This window comes from Lacinutrix sp. Bg11-31 (assembly GCF_002831665.1).
Lineage (GTDB): Bacteria > Bacteroidota > Bacteroidia > Flavobacteriales > Flavobacteriaceae > Lacinutrix.
This window is the reverse complement of the sequence record NZ_CP025118.1, coordinates 1,052,150-1,070,998: the sequence shown is the minus strand read 5'-3', so window position 1 is coordinate 1,070,998 and position 18,849 is coordinate 1,052,150. Positions and strand designations below refer to the sequence as shown.

Genomic DNA, 18,849 nt, shown 5'->3' with positions numbered 1-18,849 from the left:
CTTTTTTGTGTTAAGTATCTATATTTGGTAGTTAATAATAATTCTAATAAAATAAAGCAGATATAAATAAGGACTAGTACACAATGGAATTAAAAGAAGAAGTTAAAATAACGACAGTAGAAAATAAAAAAGGAGGTACAAGAAGTTTGGATACTTTATACCGCACACTTTCCCGAAACCACTACAGTCTTTTAAGAATGGTTGACAACAAATCGGCTATAATTTTAACGGTTAATTCTATTTTGGTTACTATGCTATTTGGAGCAACTCATCTTGCAACAGGAGTTGAAAAAGAGAACATTGGAGTTTTTATTTCATCAATAATCTATTTTTGTTTGATTTCAATGTTGTTTGCACTTGTTGGCATGTTACCACATAAATATTATGGCAAAAAATATAGGCAGAGTGGATATAATGGAAGTTTGTACGCTGGAAATTTTGCAAGTATGTCTTTGTTCGAATTTAAAACTGAATTTACTAGAATAACAGAAAACGGAAAAACTGTTTATGATGAAATTACAACAGATTTATATTTTCTAGGACGCGCTATTAAGCATAAACAAACTATGATTAAAGGAGCTGTTTTTACTTTAATTTTGGGCTTAGTTTGGTCTGTAATTTATACTGTTTTTAAGACTTAGGCTATTCTTAAATAGTCTTTATTTAAATCTTAATTCAAAACTATTCCTAAACTAGTAAATAGCTTCGCTTTAGTATTATAAAATTTATTTTTAAGCTTAAGCTGTTTTAATTGCGCATCAATTAAGCTAGACTCTCGATAGTTTATAAGAAATATAGAACTTTCTCCAAAACTAAATTTACGCTCTTCGGCAGATAGTAGCGTTTTATAATCTTCAACAACTTTTTCTATTATTTCATTTTGATATACATAAGACTCTAATTCCTGTTGTAGAGATTCTACTTTATTACTTAAACTTAAAGAGGTGTTTGTACGTTCGAATTTAGATGCTTCAATTTTTAGTTTAGACAATCTTAAATCACCACGTTCTTTTCTTAAAAACAAAGGAAAAGCTATATTTAAACCAGCTTTATAGTTAGAGTTGCTATAGGTATTACTTATGTCTGGATCTTGAGTTATAAAGTTATACTGTATATCTGCTTTAAGTAATAACTTGTTTGCCTTAAGCCTTTTTTCTACTTCTAAACCACTAATTTTACTATCTAATGCTTTTAATTTTGGATGAGTTTCTACATTAAAATTTAGCAACTGCTCTAGTTTTAAAATAGCATCTACTTCATTTACATCTAATTGTTTTGGTGCTACACTTGGATTAATTTCTAAAGGTGTTTGATTGTCTAACCATAAAAAATTAGAAACCATTAATCTGTTTTTCATTAAACCAACTTTAGATTGCTCTAAGGCAAGGGCTCGATTATTTATGTTAATATTAGCTTCCAAGCTATCTATTCCTGCTTTATCTCCAGCAAGAACACTTGCTCTTACTCCTTTATATCTTGTTTTTGCATTAGCAAGAAAACGCTGGTACATTTCTGTTTCGTTAAAAGATTGCAACCAACTAAAATAAGCAATAGATGCCTGGTAAATAATATCATTAATTTGTAAATTTCGTTCTGCTTTGGTTTGCTCCTTATAAAATTGTGCTTTTTTTAAGGTCGCCATTCGTTCATTAATAAATAATCCTTGTCCTAAAGACGCAGAGATTCCTGCTGTAAACAAACCATTATTAGGGACATTATTTTGTGGATTTAAAAATACTCCACTATTGTCTTCAAAATTTGCTTTAGCTTCAATTCCATACCAAGTTGGAACTTTAAAAGTTGCGTTAAATAGATTGTAATATTCTTTATCCTTAAAGTCTTTTCTGTCGTAATCTATTTCAATTTTAGGATCGAAACCGCCACGTGCTTTAATTAAATAGGCTTGACCTTCTTCTAGTTTTAAATTAGCTTGTTTCGCAATAGGATGATACTGCTTTACATAACCCAAATATTCGCTAAAAGTTAACAGCATATCGTTTTCTGTCTGCGATAAAGCAATTGTAGATACAAAGAAACTGAAGATTAAAATGTAATGTTTCATAATATTACTTTTTTGCTTTAGTATTATTAATTATTGGAACATAATAATCTGGAGGAAAACCATTAAGCTGTCTCCATACTTCGAACCAAATAGGCACATCATTTAATAAACCAATAGCTCTTACTCCAGAGCCAACTCTTATAGCTTCTGGCCAAGCATATTCATCCTCATTATCTGGAGCCAATAGAATTCTAAATTTCCCATTCTCGCTAATAAAACTTTCTATGGCTACAACTTTTGCTCCATAAGTTCCATAAGACACATCAGGCCAACCACTAAATACAATTGCAGGCCAACCATCAAACTGAACTCTAAATGTTTCTCCAATATGAACCAAAGGCAAATCTATTGGCTTTATATAAGTTTCCACAGCAACATCATAGTTTGCTGGCATAATACCAACCAAACGCTCTCCTTCTTTAAAACTTTCTCCAATTCCTGTTTTTATAGCTTTATTTATATAACCATTAAAAGGCGCTTTTATATAATACATGGTGTTTCTAATTTCGTAATTAGAACGGTTATTTTCAAGTTTTGAAACTTGAACTTCGGCATCAAACTGATTAGATTCTGCCGAAAACTTATCGCTTTGCGCTTTAGATATCTTATCTATATATTCTGCTTTAGTTCTTGTAATTTCAACTTGAGCATTTAAAATTTCGTTTTTAGCTACTAAAAATTTATTCTCCTGGGAAATTAACTTCGCTTGTGTTTCTTGAAGCTTTAAACGTTTTTGTTCAACATCTGTTAAAGATTTTAAACCTTCAGCTTGTAAAGTTTCTGTACGTTTAAATTGTTTTGTAGCAATTTCTAAATTAGTTTTCGATGCTTCAAAATCTATACTATCACTTTTTACTTTCAGCTTAGCTTGCAATAACTTGTTTTCAGCTTGTTTTAATTTTAAACCACGTTCATTACTTAAAGCCGAAATTTGATTATTAAGTGCATTAACTTTAGAACCATAACTTTTTACAGAAGCATTTTTAGACTCTATTTGTTGTCCTGTTCTTTGGATTAAATTAGGATCGAAATAATCATTTTTTACTTCAGAAATAAAAAGAATAGTATCTCCTTTTTTTACAAAATCACCTTCTTTAACATACCATTTTTCTATTCTTCCAGGAATAGGAGATTGTATACTTTGTGGTCTTTGATCTGGTGTTAATGTAGTTACAGTTCCTGCTGCATTTATGTTTTGAGTCCAAGGTAGAAACAAGATGATAATGCAAACGATTGCAGATACAATTAATAATCTATTAAATTGTTTAAAGTGTTTTTTACCAAATACTTTTTTAGAAGAAGTGTAGTTAGAAATATCAACTTTAGTATTTAGTTTATTTTCTGAGATATTTAACATGCTATAAAGTGTTAGTTATTTCTCCTTTATTTAAGGTTATTGTTTTTGTAGCTTTATTATTCCATAATATATTTTGACTAACAACTACAAGTGTCCAATTGTGAGACGGATTAGTTAAATAATCTATTATTTGTTTGGCTTCGTTTGTTTCAAATTGATCTAATGGCTCCTTTAGTAGTAGTAATTTAGGACGTTTAACAATACTTCTAGCCAACATTATTTTTTTAGAAACGGTAAACGAAATACCTCTCCCTTCAGGATATAGAACCGTTTTTAAACCTAATGGTAATGCTTTTACAAAATCTTTTAAACCAACATTTTTAATAGCATCGTTTACTTGATCTGTAGTAATATTTTTATCTCCAAAGGTTATATTCTCTAACAAAGTACCTTCAAAAGGTGTTTCTTCTGTTAATGCTTGTCCAATATGCGAACGGTAAGAATTAATATTTAACCCAATTAACGATTTGTTATTGGCGTATATTTTTCCTCTTGTTGGAGAAATTAAACCTGCAACTAGTTTTAATAAACTTGATTTGCCAGAACCACTTTTACCTGTAATTAATATAACTTGTTTAGGTTCTATTTTAAGTGAAATATTATTTAATATAGGTGTATCTCTATCTGCTACTGAGTAATTTACTTCGTCTAATTCTACAATTAATTGATCTTGCTCTAAATCTAAAATCTCACCTTCTTGCGATTCTAAAGGCTTATCAACAATTTTCCCTAATTTCTCGATAGAAGTAAGGACATCGTAAATAGTTTCTAATCCAAGAATTAATTTTTCTACAGAAGCAATAACTAATAAAATAATAATCTCTGCCGCAACAAATTGTCCAATATTCATTTGCTGATTTAAAACTAATAAACCTCCAATAATTAATAATCCAGCAGTTACTAATACTTTAAAACCAATAAGTTGTATAAACTGAAGAATTAGAATTCTAAAATGATTTTCCCTAGCTTCTAAATAACTTGTTACTAGTTTATCATTTTTTTCCATAGCTAAACTTGTACGTCCAGAGAGTTTAAAACTTAAAATAGAACGTGCTACTTCTTGTAGCCAATGTGCTACTTTATACTTATTATCCGACTCTTCTAAACTAGTTGCAAGTCCTTTTTGTGCTGTAAATTTAAACACAATGTACATAAGTATTAATAGGAGTATACCGTAAATTATAAAGAACGGATGGTAAAATGACAAGAGTATTAATCCAAGAATAATTTGCAATAAAGCAGCAGGGAAATCGATTAATATTTTCGACAATCCTTTTTGAATCGTAAGTGTATCGAAAAACCTATTTACCAATTCTGGTGGATAATAACCATTTAATCCGCTCATTGTCATTTTTGGAAAACGATAAGCAAATTCAAATGATGCTCTAGTAAATATTTTTTGTTGAACGTTTTCTATAATTCTAATTTGCATTAATTGCAAAATCCCAACAAACACAACTCCTAAAGTCACCAAACCAACCAGTACCATCCACGATGTACTAATTTGAGCACTTTGTAGTAGATTAATAATTGCTTGTATTCCTAGAGGAAGTGACAAACTTACTAATCCGGCAAAAATGGCATAGAAAAATATTTGTCTAACATCTTTTTTATCTAGCTTAAGTAAGCCCACAAAGCGTTTCCACGCTACAACAACATTTTTAGGCATTTATTTAAGTTTTAAAGTATTAAACACTAAATCTTTAAAGAAATCTGTAGGCTGAACAGTAGTATTACACTCTGTAATAGATTGAAAATGATCTTTTAAAAAGTGTTGATGCATTGCGCCATCTATTACTGTACTAGCTAAGGTTAATGGATATTTATAATCGTTATCTATAGCAACAATAATATCCTTTAACCTATTCACTAATCTTTTATAGACCGAAAAATAACCTTCTTTATTTTTACTATCGACTTCCTTTGTTAAGTATGATTTAGAATATTCGTTAATAACTATTCGCTTTAATACAACCTCGTCAATATGGCTAAAAGCAGAATCTATTATAGTTGTTTGGCAAAGCACTGTTATGGCTTTTTCTAACTTATCATTTTTGTTTTCTATACTATTAGTTGATAATACCAATTGGTATTCTAGCCAAGTCCAATACCAGGATGTTAAATAAAGTAGAAGCATGTGTTTGCTCTCGAAATAACGATAAATAGAGCTTTCATTAGAACCAATTTTAGTTCCTACTTTTTTAAAAGTAAAAGCATCAAAACCAATCGTGTCTATTAAAAGAATACTATTCTCAATAATACGCTTTCCTAGATCTGAAGATTCTGGATCTTTTAAATAGATTTTTTCGTTAATATTAATCTTAATGTTCGAGAGTAAATATTTCATAATAATTAATTTGAATGCAAATATAATAGCATTGCTATTAATATTAAAATCAGATTAACAGTTAATTAACATTTTCTTTTTTTTAAGGAAGAGAGGTTATTTAGTTTTAAAGTTACTAGAACTTGGGTATTCAAAAATTTCTAAATCAAAAGCTGGAACTGCAGCAAGAAAATGATCAAACAAATCTGACATTACATATTCGTAATTTTCCCATCTTTTATCTTTACTAAAAGCGTAAATTTCCAAAGGAACACCTTCTGCAGTTGCTTGTAATTGCCTAGCCATTAATAGCATATCCTTGTTAATTGCCGAGTGGCTTTCTAAATATGTTTGAATGTATTTTCTAAAAACACCTATATTAGTAAGGTTTCTTCCGTTTAATAAAAGTGTTTTATCTATACTGTTTTGTGTATTATAGCTGTCTATTTTACCTCCCATTTGCTCTAAATAGGCACTAATTATCTCTATGCCTTTTAAGCGTTCAATATCCTTTGCTGTTAAAAATTTAATAGAATCTTGCTTAATCATCAAGTGTCTTTTAATTCGTCGACCATCAGAATTCGTCATACCTCTCCAGTTCTTAAAAGAATCTGAAATCATAGCATACGTAGGAATAGTAGTAATAGTATTATCGAAATTCTGAACCTTTACAGTTGCTAGGTTTATTTCTACAACATCACCATCTGCTCCATATTTCTCGAAAGTAATCCAATCTCCAATACGAACCATATCGTTAATAGACACTTGAATACTTGCTACAAAACCAAGAATAGTATCTTTAAAAATAAGTAGAATAATAGCAGAAGCAGCACCAAAACCAGTAATAAACTTCAATATAGACACATCGCTAAACACTGCAATAGCAGCAAAAACACCAGCAACCCATGCAAAAATCATGAATACTTGAATATAACTATCTATAGGCTTATCTCTTAAACGCGGTAAGGTTTTAAAGTAATCTTCGAGCGTAAACAAAATACTTCTAACAATCCATAATGTTAAAACTATAAAGAGTACTTGAAGTATTTTACGAATAGGAATTTCTATAATACTAAAATCAATAAAAACAATTGGTAATAATTTTAATGCAATTATTAACGGTATAATATGTGCTACGTTTCGTGGCACTTTATTAGCTAATAACAAATCATCAAAAGGAGATTTGGTATGCTTTGCAACACGAACAGATATTGCTCGCAAAATTGTTCTAATAACTCTATCTATAACATAGGTTACAATAAGTGCTATTAGCAACAATGTAAACATATTAGCATACTTAGACATATTTGGAGTAAGCCCAAAAGCTTGGTAATAATTAGAAAAGAAATAGGCTATTTGCTCTTTCATTCTTAGTTTTAATTTTAAACAAAATTAGTCAGATTTATTCAGTATAAACTATTAAAAACAATAAATAATAGTTAAAGCGTGCTTGGTATATTTATAGGTCTAACTTCCTCATTTTTCATGTTATTAATCGCTATATTACCAACACGAACACGCACTAATCTTAAGGTTGGAAAACCTACTGCGCTTGTCATTTTGCGAACTTGTCTAAATTTCCCTTCCGTAATTGTTAAAGAAACCCATGAAACAGGACCATGTCTAGCGTCTCTAATTTTTTTTGAGCGTTCTGGGAAATCTGGTTCAGATTCTAATTTAAAAACCTTACAAGGTTTGGTTTGGTACTTTTTACCATCGAAACCAATTTCTACACCTTTCTGGAGTTCTTCAATTTTTTCTTGAGTAATAGCTCCATCTACTAGGGCATAGTATTCTTTCTCAATACCACTAGAATTTATATAATCACTTAATTTTCCATCTGTAGTTAATAATAGTAGTCCTTCACTTTTTTCGTCGAGCCTACCAATTGGCATTGTTCCTTCAGGAAAATTACCTAATTCACCCAGAAAACGTTTGCGTTTTTGTTGGGTAGAGTTACTTGCGAATTGCGAAAGCATTCCGTAAGGTTTATATATTTTGAAGTGATTGTGGTTATTCAATTAATTTATTTTTTATTGCTTCTCGATACAATTTCTCATGCTTCGAAATCACTCGAAGTGACAATAGATACAAATGATTTGTCAGTTCGAGTGTTTTGTGAGGCACGAACAAAATGTATCGAGAATTTTACAAGTTTTTCGATAACAAAACCCTTAAATAAAAATTCATTTAAAGTGACAGTTATTCTCCTTTTAATATCTTAAAAACTAAATCCTTGGTTAATTGTTGTCCATTGGCTTTTTCACGAATAGCATCGTAGCTAAATCTAAAGTCGCAACCTTCTTTATAAGCACTACAACCATAAGCTGTTTTTCCTTTTATAATGGTTCCTTTATTACATTTCGGACAAATATTTTCTTCGGAAGCACTCTTAATTTCAACTTTACCTTTTTTAGGCTCGAATTTAAGTTTAAAGTTTTCATCAAATCTTACTAATCCTTCAGCAGAAGCGTTATCAATTTTAAAGCCTTTTAAATTTACAGTCGATCCTTTTTGAAACAACCTAACATATTGTTTTTCTGAAATTGTTTTACCTTCAAATTTAAACGGAATAACGAAATCACAAGTCTTTTTAAACTCTGAACAACCATAAGCCGATTTCCCTTTAAGAACAGTACCATTTTTACATTTCGGGCATTTTTCAGAAGTAATCCCTGCCGATTTATTAGTAATCTTTTTAGTTACACTTTTCTTAGAATTTGCTGGTTTATTATTTACTGCCGAAATATTAGCTTTCTTAGTTTCACTTCTCACTTCATAAACCAAACGATCGACCATTTGTTTCATCTGCTTGATAAAACTTCCAGCACTAAACGTACCTTTTTCAATATCTTTTAACTGCTTTTCCCACTTTCCTGTAAGCTCGGCAGATTTTAGCATTTCATTTTGAATGGTATCAATTAACAGAATTCCTGTAACGGTTGGGATTACCTGTTTTTTATTACGTTTTATATATTTTCTTCGGAATAATGTTTCAATAATATTGGCACGTGTGGAAGGACGGCCAATACCGTTTTCTTTCATAATCTCACGAAGCTCGTCGTCATCCACCTGTTTTCCTGCTGTTTCCATAGCACGTAGGAGTGAGGCTTCTGTAAATTGACTTGGTGGTTTTGTTTGTTTTTCTAAAAACGAAGGTTCGTGTGGTCCTTTTTCACCTTTCTCGAATGTAGGTAACATTCCTGCTTCTTTAGTTGTTGAATTTGGTGTTTCGAATACAACTCGCCAACCTTTTTCTAATACCTCTTTTCCTGTGGTTTTAAACTTTACTTTTTCTGCTTTACCAATAACAGTGGTATTAGAGACTTTACAATCTGGATAAAACACTGCAATAAAACGACGTACAATAATATTGTAAACCTGTTGCTGGTTGTATTGCAAATTCATTTGTTGACCAGTTGGTATAATTGCGTGGTGATCTGTTACTTTACTGTCATCAAAAACTTTTTTAGTTTTCTTTAGCTTTTTACCATGTAAAGGTGCTGTTAAAGCTGCATAATTGGTTAAGTTTTTAAGTATTCCTGCTACTTTTGGATATACATCGTTTGGTAAAAATGTAGTATCTACTCTTGGGTAGGTAACTACTTTTTGCTCGTATAATTTCTGAACAATTTTTAAAGTTTCGTCTGCAGAAAAACCATATTTAGTGTTACAATACACTTGTAAACCTGTTAAATCGAACAGTTTTGGTGCATATTCATTTCCTGCTTTTTTGGTTGTAGACACAATTTCGAAATCGTGAGTTTTTACAATGGCTGCAAGTTTTTCACCATCTTCAACTTTAAGAAAACGACCTTCTTCATAACTAAATAAAGTATCGCGATACATGGTTTGCAACTCCCAATACGGTTGTGGCTTAAAGTTTTCTATTTCTTTAAATCTATTTACTAGCATTGCTAGAGTAGGTGTTTGCACACGACCAACAGATAATACTTGCTTGTAACCACCATGTTTTACAGTGTATAAACGTGTAGCATTCATACCTAAAAGCCAATCTCCAATAGCACGCGAAAAGCCTGCGTAATATAAATTATCGTAATCTTCAGAAGGTTTTAAGTTATTAAAACCTTCTTTTATAGCCTCGGTTGTAAGCGACGAAATCCAGAGTCTTTCTACTTTGCCTTTATAACCTGCTTGGTTTAAAACCCAACGTTGTATTAATTCTCCTTCTTGTCCTGCATCGCCACAGTTTATAACAACATCTGCTTTATCGAATAAACTTTTTACAATTTTAAATTGTTTTCTTATACCAGAATCTTTAGACACTTTGGTTTCAAAACGCTCGGGTAACATTGGTAAATTGTTTAAATCCCAACTTTTCCAGTACGGTTTATAATCGCTTGGTTCTTTAAGTGTACAAAGATGTCCAAAAGTATAAGTTACAGCATAACCGTTGCCTTCGTAGTAACCATCACGTTTTGTGGTTGCTCCAAGAACAGAAGCAATTTCTCTTGCTACAGATGGTTTTTCGGCGATACAGACTTTCATTTATTTATATGAATTATGAATCGCAAAGTATGAAATTTAAATGTTTGTTTAAAATGAATTTATAGGGAGTTATTAACGAGTTTAGAATAAAAAACGACTACATTTTAATTATCTTTTTTACAACTTCTGTTTTATTGGTTTTTATTTTTGCAAAATAAATTCCTGAGTTCAATTTAGCGATATTATATACTTCAGTTTTAATAAATTTTAAAACTCTTTTTCCTGAAATGTCATATAACTCAACTTCTTCAAATTCAACTCCACCAGAGTTGTTTATTTTAAAATAATCTTTAGTTGGATTTGGATAGATTGTAATTAAACTATTTAAATTAAATTCATCAACACTTAAGTTTTCTTGTATTGTTGTGGTTTCGTTATTAGTTATTATTGGAGCATTAAAATCAAAATAAATTTTTGCTTCATTACTAAAACTATCACCTAAAACTAAACTTGATAGCGTTTTAATTTTAAATAAAATATAACCATCATTGTTAGCATCATCAAAAGGCAAACTAATATTTTCGAATATAAATTCTACTTCATTTCCATTACTAATTCTTGTACTAAAAGCATGACTAGAATTTAATGGTATTAATGAATTTACACTATATTTAGTAGTATCAATAGCATCTTTTACAACAACATTTACAGCATTTGCAGTACCATTATTCTCAAATCTAATTAAATAATGTACATACTTTCCAACTTGGTCTATTGTTATGGTTTCTCCTTCCAAACATGTTTTATCATTAGGATCGAAAGCGTTAACTACTATTTGGTTTAAAACAAACGTATTATCATCTGGTGTCTCATCCGAAACTGATGGATTTACAGTAGTTTCAAAAGTTAATACATCATCGCTATTTAATGGAAAGTCAGGATGTGTTGGTGTATTTAAAGTCATCGTTAAATCGATTTCTCTAACCTCAAAAGGCTGCAAGCTTGTATAATTCCAAGATAAAAAACCAGAAGATTGAGAATCTACCATTGGGCTTACAGTTAGTAAGTTCATTAAATCATCATTATAAGTAAAGATAATATCACCAGATAGTATTGTGTTTCCTTTGTTTTTATAAACTAATTTGTAATCTGTATTAAAACCAGGAACCGCTTGTTCTATTGGTACAATTGTTATTTCTAAATCGTCATGAACACCATTAGGAGTAATACAAAAATCTTGTGTATGTGGACTAGCATCTGTTGGGAAATTTAAATCTATACTCGACGGCGTCACTGTCCAATAATCCATACCAATAAGCTGACTCGTTAATGTATGATTACCTTCTGGCAAGGTGTAAGAATAATTATTGGTGTTATTTGCGTAAAAGATATCTGCATTTAAACCATCTGTTACTGTAAACTGCAAATCAAATATAGATCCATTAGTATATGCTAAACATCCAGTACCTATATCTACCAATATATCTCCAGTAACCTCATAGTATTCACCTCCTAAAACAAATGTGCAATACGGATGTATAACAGCTGGTAAATTAGTGTTGTTATAACCATTTTCGACTATGCTTAGCTCTTCACTATCGACACATATAAATTGAATATCAGTATCAAAACCACTATAAAAATATTGTAATGTATTACCGTTTTTTAAATTAAGCTCAGTAAGACTAGATGTGTTAAAAGAGACACGTTCTGTTTCTACCGTAGATAAATCTAATGGCAAATTAGTTATCAATTCTTGAAACGTTAAAAACTTCAATCCTTCAATGTTTGATAAATTTAATTGCGTTGGATTTGTATTTATAATTGAGAGTGCTGCATTTAAAGAACTATCTATATAAGTAAAATTACTATTATTAATATCGATTATATCATTTACAAAATAGAGTTCTATTTCACCAATATCTGAAATATTATTACTCAAAGAAAAAGAATTAGCACCATAAACAGTTACATCATTTAATGACTGATTATTTAAGATCACATCTAAATTAGATGGGCTGTTATAATAATTGTCTTGACTAAAATCTATTCTTTGTAATGAACTAGAAGCATCTAATCCTGTTATTGTAGTTGTATTATCTGTGTATCTAAAAGAAAACTCTTCTAATACTGTAGCGTTAGAAATATCAATACTTGTACCAATAAATTCATCTATTGTTAAATATTTTAAAGCTGGCATTCCAGATAAATTTAATGTTGAGTATGTACCAGCCGCAATTATTAATTCTTCAAGATTATTATGTGTTCCAAAAATTAAATTATCTGTTAGCCCAGAACTCTGTATTCTTACATACTCTAAGTTTGGTAGGTTTGTTAAATCGAAAAGTGGATTATTAAACCCAACATTTTGAAGCTGAAAACTAGTTAACAATGGATTATCAAATACAAAGCTGTCGATAGAAGAAGATAGTTTAATAGACTCTAAAGACAGCCACACACTAAAGTCTAAATAAGTTATATCTATAGTAGACACATCTATATGCTGCAGGCTACTAAAGTTTTCAAAGCCACCTAAATCATCAATATTATTAGCTAGTGTACTAAATTTAAAGCTTAAAACTTGCTGTGCTTCACTTAATTGAATTTGATCATCGTTATTAAAATCTGCATTAGAGTCAAAAACACCATCACCATCTGTATCTACACATATTTTAGTTGTAAGATAAGAGAGTAAATCTGGGTCGTTAAACTGAATATCCTGGCTATAACCAATTGCAGAAAATAATATAAAGAGAAAAGTAATTTTATTCATTCTATGTTTTTTTAATATAATAGTTAATACTAAAAATATAATTAATAGCTAACAAGGTAGGTGAAATTTCAGTTTTCTACAAAAACTTTTTAATAGGTGCTTACCTATGCCTTTCTAAAAACATGAATACAGACTAATAATTGCAGATACTTTTTATTTACTAATAAATTGTTGAAATATTATTTAAAATAGTTAACACACCACAAAACACTTCTCAATCTCACCATTCTCTTGTTTTAACCATAACATTGGTGAATAACCTTCAGTTTCATAGATGTTTAATTCTGGCAGAATAGCATCATACGTTTTCCAATCTACATTTGGTGTTACATCAAGTAACCAATCGGTTTTCTTTGGTTTATAAAACTTACATTCTATAAATTTTGATATTTGAGCATACTTAAAATAGAAACCATAAATGCACTTTGAGTTTAATGTTTTTAGCTGAATAGTTTTTCCGTATGGCACAAAAACCTGTGCTTTAAAATATATTTTTTGAATAAAATCTTCAGCCTTTAAATTTAAACTATTCAACAATGGCTTCGTTTCATTGGCATAGAGTAGTGGTAATTGCTTTTTTTTAAGTTTGGTTAGTTTTTCTATTAAACTATCTCTTCGCATTGGACCAATACAATGGTCAATTTCGGTTTTACCAAGAGATTCATCGTACAAATAAAACTTAAACTGTATTTCTAAATGCACAGGTTGTTCACCTTCTAAATACAAGCAATCTAATTCACCAATGGTTAGATTGTTTTCGGTTTGTATTTGAGGGTTTTCGGATAAAATTTTAATATTTTTATTTAAACGCAGTTCAGTACCAACAAAGCGTTCTACACGTTGTCCAAGTCTTATTTTCTCTAACCCTAAACCTTCAAAAATTGGCATGTTTTGTTTCAGAGTAATTAAAGATTGCATACCTAAAACTGGCTCTAAAAGTAGATGTGGTGTATTATAAAATCCACTAAACTGGGCTTGTAAATTATCTGAGATGTTTTTCATATATATTAACGAAAGTAATCATTTAAAAATTTTTTAAATATTATTCGTTGTAAGCCTTTAATTCGTTGTATTTTTGCACATCTCAAAATTTCAAAAACATTAATGAAGGTTACAGCTTTAGAATTAGAAGAAAGACAAGAAGGGAAGAGTTTATATAGTTACCAAAAAGGTGCAATTGATAAAATTTTTACGTGTTTTGAAGATGCGCCAGAAGATTATCATTTACTTTATCAACTACCAACTGGTGGTGGTAAAACGGTTATTTTCTCTGAGATTGTTCGTCAATATTTAAAGCATCATAAAAAGCAAGTGTTAGTAATGACACATAGAATAGAGCTTTGCAAGCAAACGTCTAATATGCTGTCTGAATTTGGTGTAAGTAATAAAATTGTAGATTCTAAAGCAGATTTAAGTGATCAAGGCGATTTTAATTGCTTCGTTGCCATGGTAGAAACGCTTAATAATCGTTTAACAGATAATAAACTAGATATTAGTGATATTGGTTTAGTAATTATTGATGAAGCGCATTATAACTCGTTTACTAAACTGTTTAAGTTTTTTGAGAAATCTTTTATATTAGGAGTAACTGCAACACCTTTAAGTAGTAATATTAACCTTCCAATGAAGGATAATTATAACGAGTTAATTGTTGGTGAAACTATCCATTCTTTAATTGAAAATGAGTTTTTAGCACGTGCCGAAGTATATTCTTACAATGTAGGTTTAACCTCTTTAATTGTTGGTGCTAATGGTGATTATACTGTAAAATCTTCTGAAGATTTATATACAAATACAGACATGCTTACCAAGCTTGTACAATCTTACGAAGAGCGTTGTAAAAACAAGAAAACATTAATATTTAATAATGGTATTAACACCTCTTTACATGTTTACGATACCTTTAGGAGAGCAGGATACAATGTAGCTCACTTAGATAATAACAATACTAAAAAAGAGCGTAAAGCCATTTTAAAATGGTTTAAAGAAACACCAGATGCTATATTAACTTCGGTAAGTATTTTAACAACAGGTTTCGATGAGCCAACAGTAGATTGTATTATTTTAAATAGAGCCACAAAATCGTTAACTTTATACTACCAAATGATTGGTCGTGGATCGCGTATTTTAAAAAGTAAAAATAAATTTACTGTTATAGATTTAGGAAACAACCTTCACCGTTTTGGACCTTGGGGAAGCGACTTAGATTGGCATAAAATATTTAGATCTCCTAATTTTTATCTTGATGGTATTTTAAGTGATGAAGATTTAGAAGAAAATTTTAGATATGAAATGCCAGACGAACTTCGTGCAGAGTTTGCAAAGTCTGAAGATGTTTATTTCAATATAAAAGCCATGTACATTCAATCTGTAAGAGAAGGAGATTCGTCTAAGGTAATTTTAGAACGTTCTATTGCGCATCACGCAAGAATTTGTATTGAGAATAGTGAAGATGTATGGGATGCTTTAGGTTTGGCAAAAATGCTAAAAGACGATATAGATTACCGCATACAACGTTACACTAAGTGCATTAGTAAAAGTACTTTTAATTTTGTAGAATGGTTAAAAGACGATTATAAAAAGAAATTAAACGCTTATTTACGTACTAATTTTGATGAAGTTTACGAGGAAATTCATGGATTTCCACCAGTAGAAGAATAAAGCAAGCATTTAATAGTTTTTGGTAGATAGTATTTACTGGAATATAATTATTTACACTATGTCTCGTCGAGCGCAGTCGAGACGTTTTTATTTGATACTTAATAAGGTCTCGACTGCGCTCGACCAGACAAAAACAAACATTAATGAGTACATTTAAAGACCTAGGAATACATAACGACTACGTAAAATCGCTTAAAGAATTAGGAATTAAAACACCTACAGATATTCAAGAACAAGCAATACCAATACTAATTAAATCTAAAAAAGATTTTATTGGCTTAGCGCAAACTGGAACTGGAAAAACTGCTGCTTATGGCCTACCTGCTTTACATAAAGTAGATCCTAGCAAAAGAGCTGTTCAAGGTTTAATTATTGCTCCAACACGAGAATTGGTTCAGCAAATTAAAAAACAACTTTTTAAATTCACGAAATATAACACCAAAAAAATCTTTGTAGAAGGTGTTTATGGTGGTGAAAAAATAGACATCCAAATTAGTAACTTACAGCGACCAACGCACATTATTGTTGCAACTCCTGGTCGTTTAGTAGATTTGTTAGACAGAAACATAATAGATTTAACACATATTAATACCCTAATTTTAGACGAAGCAGATGAAATGCTAAGTATGGGTTTTAAAAAAGATTTAAATACCATTTTAGATGCGACTACAAAAAGTGCTCGTAATACGTGGTTATTTTCTGCAACAATGCCAGATGAATTAAAAAATATAGTTTCTCGTTACATCTCTAAAGATGCTGCTCGTGTAGAAATAGACCGTGAGAGTATTGTAAACGCTAACATTTCTCATCATTATGTAAAATCTTCTATTGTAGATAAAGCACATACTGTTATGCGTTTGTTAGAAGATAGAGAAGAAGAACGTGGTATTATTTTTTGTAGAACAAAAGCAGGAACGCAATCTTTAAAACAACAATTACAAAAGGAAGGTTTTAATGTCGATGCTCTAGAAGGTGATATGACGCAGAAAGAACGCGATAAAGTAATGAGAGCGTTTAAGAATACTAATTTACAAATATTAATATCTACAGATGTTTCTGCTCGTGGAATAGACGTTAATAACTTGGCTTTTATTATCCACCATCAATTACCAGAACATATAGAATACTACACACATAGAAGTGGACGTACTGCAAGAGCAGGAAAAAAAGGACAATCTATTGCGTTAATACTACCAAGCGAACTTAATAAAATAGTAGACGTAGAAAAGACTTTAGGTATTAAAATTAAGGAACTTACGCTATAATTATCATGTCTCAGTTCACTAAAAGTATTACTTCAAGTTACACGCCTAAACGATTAGCAACCAAGCTAAACGCTAATGGAGAACGATTTGTGCTACAAGGTCATCCTTGGTTGTTTAGTGATAACATTACTAAAATTAACGACGATGCCAAAAGTGGAGATTTGGCTATTATCTTCGGAAAAAATAAAAATAAAGTTATTGGTCTTGGTTTGTATGATGGTAATTCACCTATTCGTATAAAAATGTTACATAGTGGAAATACTGGTGCAACTATAAATGCTGAGTTTTTCAATACTAAAATTGAAGAAGCCTTTGCTAAACGCCAATCTTTACTACAAACAAATACTAACAGTTACCGATTGTTATTTGGTGAAAACGATGGTTTTCCAGGACTAATTGCAGATGTTTATGCACATGTATTAGTGGTTAAGATATATTCTGAAATATGGCTTCCGTATTTAGAATATATTTTAGAAAGCTTACAAGCTGTTTCTAAGGTTAAAACGATAGTGATTAGACTTAGTAGAAGCATGGAACAATCTAAATTACACAACCTCCAAAATGGCGAGGTCGTTTATGGTGTTTTAGAAAATGAAGTTGTTGAATTTGTAGAGCATGATGTTAATTTCTCGGCAAATGTTATTAAAGGTCATAAAACAGGTTACTTTTTAGATCATAGAGCCAATAGAAAGCAAGTAGGCGAGTGGAGTAAAGGAAAAACGGTTTTAGATGTGTTTAGTTATGCTGGCGGATTTTCGGTTCATGCACTTGCAAATGGAGCAAAAGAGGTTACTAGTTTAGATATTAGTAAGCAAGCCTTGGAAATTGCCGTTTTAAACGGAAAGTTAAATCCGTATTCTGGAACGCACAAAACCATTGCAGACGATGCATTTGCTGCTATGAAGCAAATGATTAAAAACAAGCAAACCTTTGATGTTGTTATTATAGATCCTCCAAGTTTTGCAAAACAACAAAGTGAAATAGAATTAGCGAAAAAAAAATATGCACAATTAGCACAATTAGGAGTAAAGCTTACTGCTAAAAAAGGCTTGTTGGTTTTAGCATCGTGTTCTTCGCGAGTGTTAGCCGATGTTTTTTTCGATATTAATACTCATGTTTTAAATGAAAGCAGTAGAACGTCGGAATGTATCTTAAAAACATATCATGATAGCGATCATCCTATTGGTTTTCTCGAAGGTGCTTATTTAAAGTGTGGTTATTATCGTTTTGAAGGTTAATTAGTATTTTCTAAACATTAAACGTTGAGATTTGAATACCCTTGTTAATCTCTAAAATGAGATATTAAGTTTTTATTCTTGCTTTTAGAAAGCTGCTTTGCGCTTTTCTTCAAACCATCCAAATTTTACTGAAGTAAAATCCACCTTCCTTTAACTAAAGGAAGGAGCTAAATATTAAACAAGCTACACCATTTTTTTGCCTAACTATTGTAATTAAATTTTGTTAATACATAATACTATTTGTTTGTGGCTCTCCAGTTTATTTTAAGAGGAGAATGAATTCTTATTTTCTTAAAAAAAATTAGAAGAAAGAGGAGTTAACACTACTACCTTTTAAAGTTATAAATCGTGAAATTCTTAAACAAAAAAAAGCCACTCGATAGAGCAGCTTTAATTCAATGTATTATATTTTCTAATGCGTTTGCATTACACCTTTTCGTTTTTCTAGTTGTCTCTCAAGCGCTGAAATAACTTCTGATGCACTTTTGTGAAAAGAATCACTTGTAGTGTCTGCAAACAATCTTGGCCCAGGAGCACTAAGTCTAATTGATGTTTTCATTTTAGAATTTCTAGTTGAAGTGTTTTCTGTCTTAAAAAAAACGTCTGCACGTACTATAAATTCATATTTACTAAATAATTTATCTATTTTTCCTTTTACGTAAGTTTCTAATTCTGGGCTAGCTGTTACACCATCGTATTCATAGTTCACTGTCATATA

Annotated in this window: 14 protein-coding genes; 4 read left to right on the top strand and 10 right to left on the bottom strand. The window is 30.6% G+C overall.

From position 1 onward, the window contains the following. Nucleotides 1-83 precede the first annotated feature (83 nt). Nucleotides 84-641 carry a Pycsar system effector family protein gene (locus CW733_RS04850; protein WP_100996126.1) on the top strand — a complete coding sequence of 186 codons (558 nt, stop codon included), beginning with the start codon at nucleotides 84-86 and terminating at the stop codon, nucleotides 639-641. Between the two features lie 29 nt (nucleotides 642-670). Here the strand turns inward: CW733_RS04850 and CW733_RS04845 are convergent, their stop codons facing one another. From CW733_RS04845 to CW733_RS04805, 9 genes are all read right to left on the bottom strand, one after another. Continuing rightward, nucleotides 671-2,062: a TolC family protein gene (locus tag CW733_RS04845; protein ID WP_100996125.1), complete on the bottom strand. Its 1,392-nt coding sequence runs from the start codon at nucleotides 2,060-2,062 to the stop codon at nucleotides 671-673. A 4-nt stretch (nucleotides 2,063-2,066) separates the two neighbouring features. Beyond that, nucleotides 2,067-3,419 (bottom strand): HlyD family secretion protein, encoded by a 1,353-nt coding sequence (locus CW733_RS04840; RefSeq protein WP_100996124.1) that lies wholly within the window; start codon nucleotides 3,417-3,419, stop codon nucleotides 2,067-2,069. Between the two features lies 1 nt (nucleotide 3,420). Next, the gene (locus tag CW733_RS04835) at nucleotides 3,421-5,088 is read right to left on the bottom strand and encodes a peptidase domain-containing ABC transporter (RefSeq protein ID WP_100996123.1); all 1,668 of its coding nucleotides are present in this window, start codon (nucleotides 5,086-5,088) and stop codon (nucleotides 3,421-3,423) included. Further along, the gene (locus CW733_RS04830; RefSeq protein WP_100996122.1) at nucleotides 5,089-5,766 is read right to left on the bottom strand and encodes a TetR/AcrR family transcriptional regulator; all 678 of its coding nucleotides are present in this window, start codon (nucleotides 5,764-5,766) and stop codon (nucleotides 5,089-5,091) included. It abuts the gene before it with no gap. 96 nt (nucleotides 5,767-5,862) lie between these two features. Further along, nucleotides 5,863-7,113, bottom strand: coding sequence for a mechanosensitive ion channel family protein (locus CW733_RS04825; RefSeq protein ID WP_100996121.1), 1,251 nt, complete (start codon nucleotides 7,111-7,113; stop codon nucleotides 5,863-5,865). Nucleotides 7,114-7,184: 71 nt separating this feature from the next. Then, entirely contained in the window at nucleotides 7,185-7,766 is a 582-nt protein-coding gene (locus CW733_RS04820) for a pseudouridine synthase (protein WP_100996120.1), read from the bottom strand. A gap of 181 nt (nucleotides 7,767-7,947) precedes the next feature. Continuing rightward, nucleotides 7,948-10,254: a type IA DNA topoisomerase gene (locus CW733_RS04815; protein ID WP_100996119.1), complete on the bottom strand. Its 2,307-nt coding sequence runs from the start codon at nucleotides 10,252-10,254 to the stop codon at nucleotides 7,948-7,950. A gap of 97 nt (nucleotides 10,255-10,351) precedes the next feature. After that, nucleotides 10,352-12,967, bottom strand: coding sequence for a T9SS type A sorting domain-containing protein (locus CW733_RS04810; RefSeq protein WP_100996118.1), 2,616 nt, complete (start codon nucleotides 12,965-12,967; stop codon nucleotides 10,352-10,354). Nucleotides 12,968-13,159: 192 nt separating this feature from the next. Further along, entirely contained in the window at nucleotides 13,160-13,969 is an 810-nt protein-coding gene (locus CW733_RS04805) for a DUF1853 family protein (protein ID WP_100996117.1), read from the bottom strand. A 102-nt stretch (nucleotides 13,970-14,071) separates the two neighbouring features. Between CW733_RS04805 and CW733_RS04800 the strand changes: the two genes are divergently transcribed. The 3 genes from CW733_RS04800 to CW733_RS04790 all read left to right on the top strand — a co-directional run bounded on the left by CW733_RS04800 (nucleotide 14,072) and on the right by CW733_RS04790 (nucleotide 18,131). Next, complete coding sequence (locus tag CW733_RS04800; RefSeq protein ID WP_100996116.1) at nucleotides 14,072-15,628, top strand: DEAD/DEAH box helicase; 1,557 nt, start codon at nucleotides 14,072-14,074, stop codon at nucleotides 15,626-15,628. A gap of 143 nt (nucleotides 15,629-15,771) precedes the next feature. Next, entirely contained in the window at nucleotides 15,772-16,893 is a 1,122-nt protein-coding gene (locus CW733_RS04795) for a DEAD/DEAH box helicase (protein WP_100996115.1), read from the top strand. A gap of 5 nt (nucleotides 16,894-16,898) precedes the next feature. After that, nucleotides 16,899-18,131: a class I SAM-dependent rRNA methyltransferase gene (locus CW733_RS04790; protein ID WP_100996114.1), complete on the top strand. Its 1,233-nt coding sequence runs from the start codon at nucleotides 16,899-16,901 to the stop codon at nucleotides 18,129-18,131. A gap of 412 nt (nucleotides 18,132-18,543) precedes the next feature. On the opposite strand, the gene hpf is transcribed toward CW733_RS04790, so the two are convergent. Further along, entirely contained in the window at nucleotides 18,544-18,846 is a 303-nt protein-coding gene (gene hpf / locus CW733_RS04785; RefSeq protein ID WP_100996113.1) for a ribosome hibernation-promoting factor, HPF/YfiA family, read from the bottom strand. Nucleotides 18,847-18,849 lie beyond the last annotated feature (3 nt).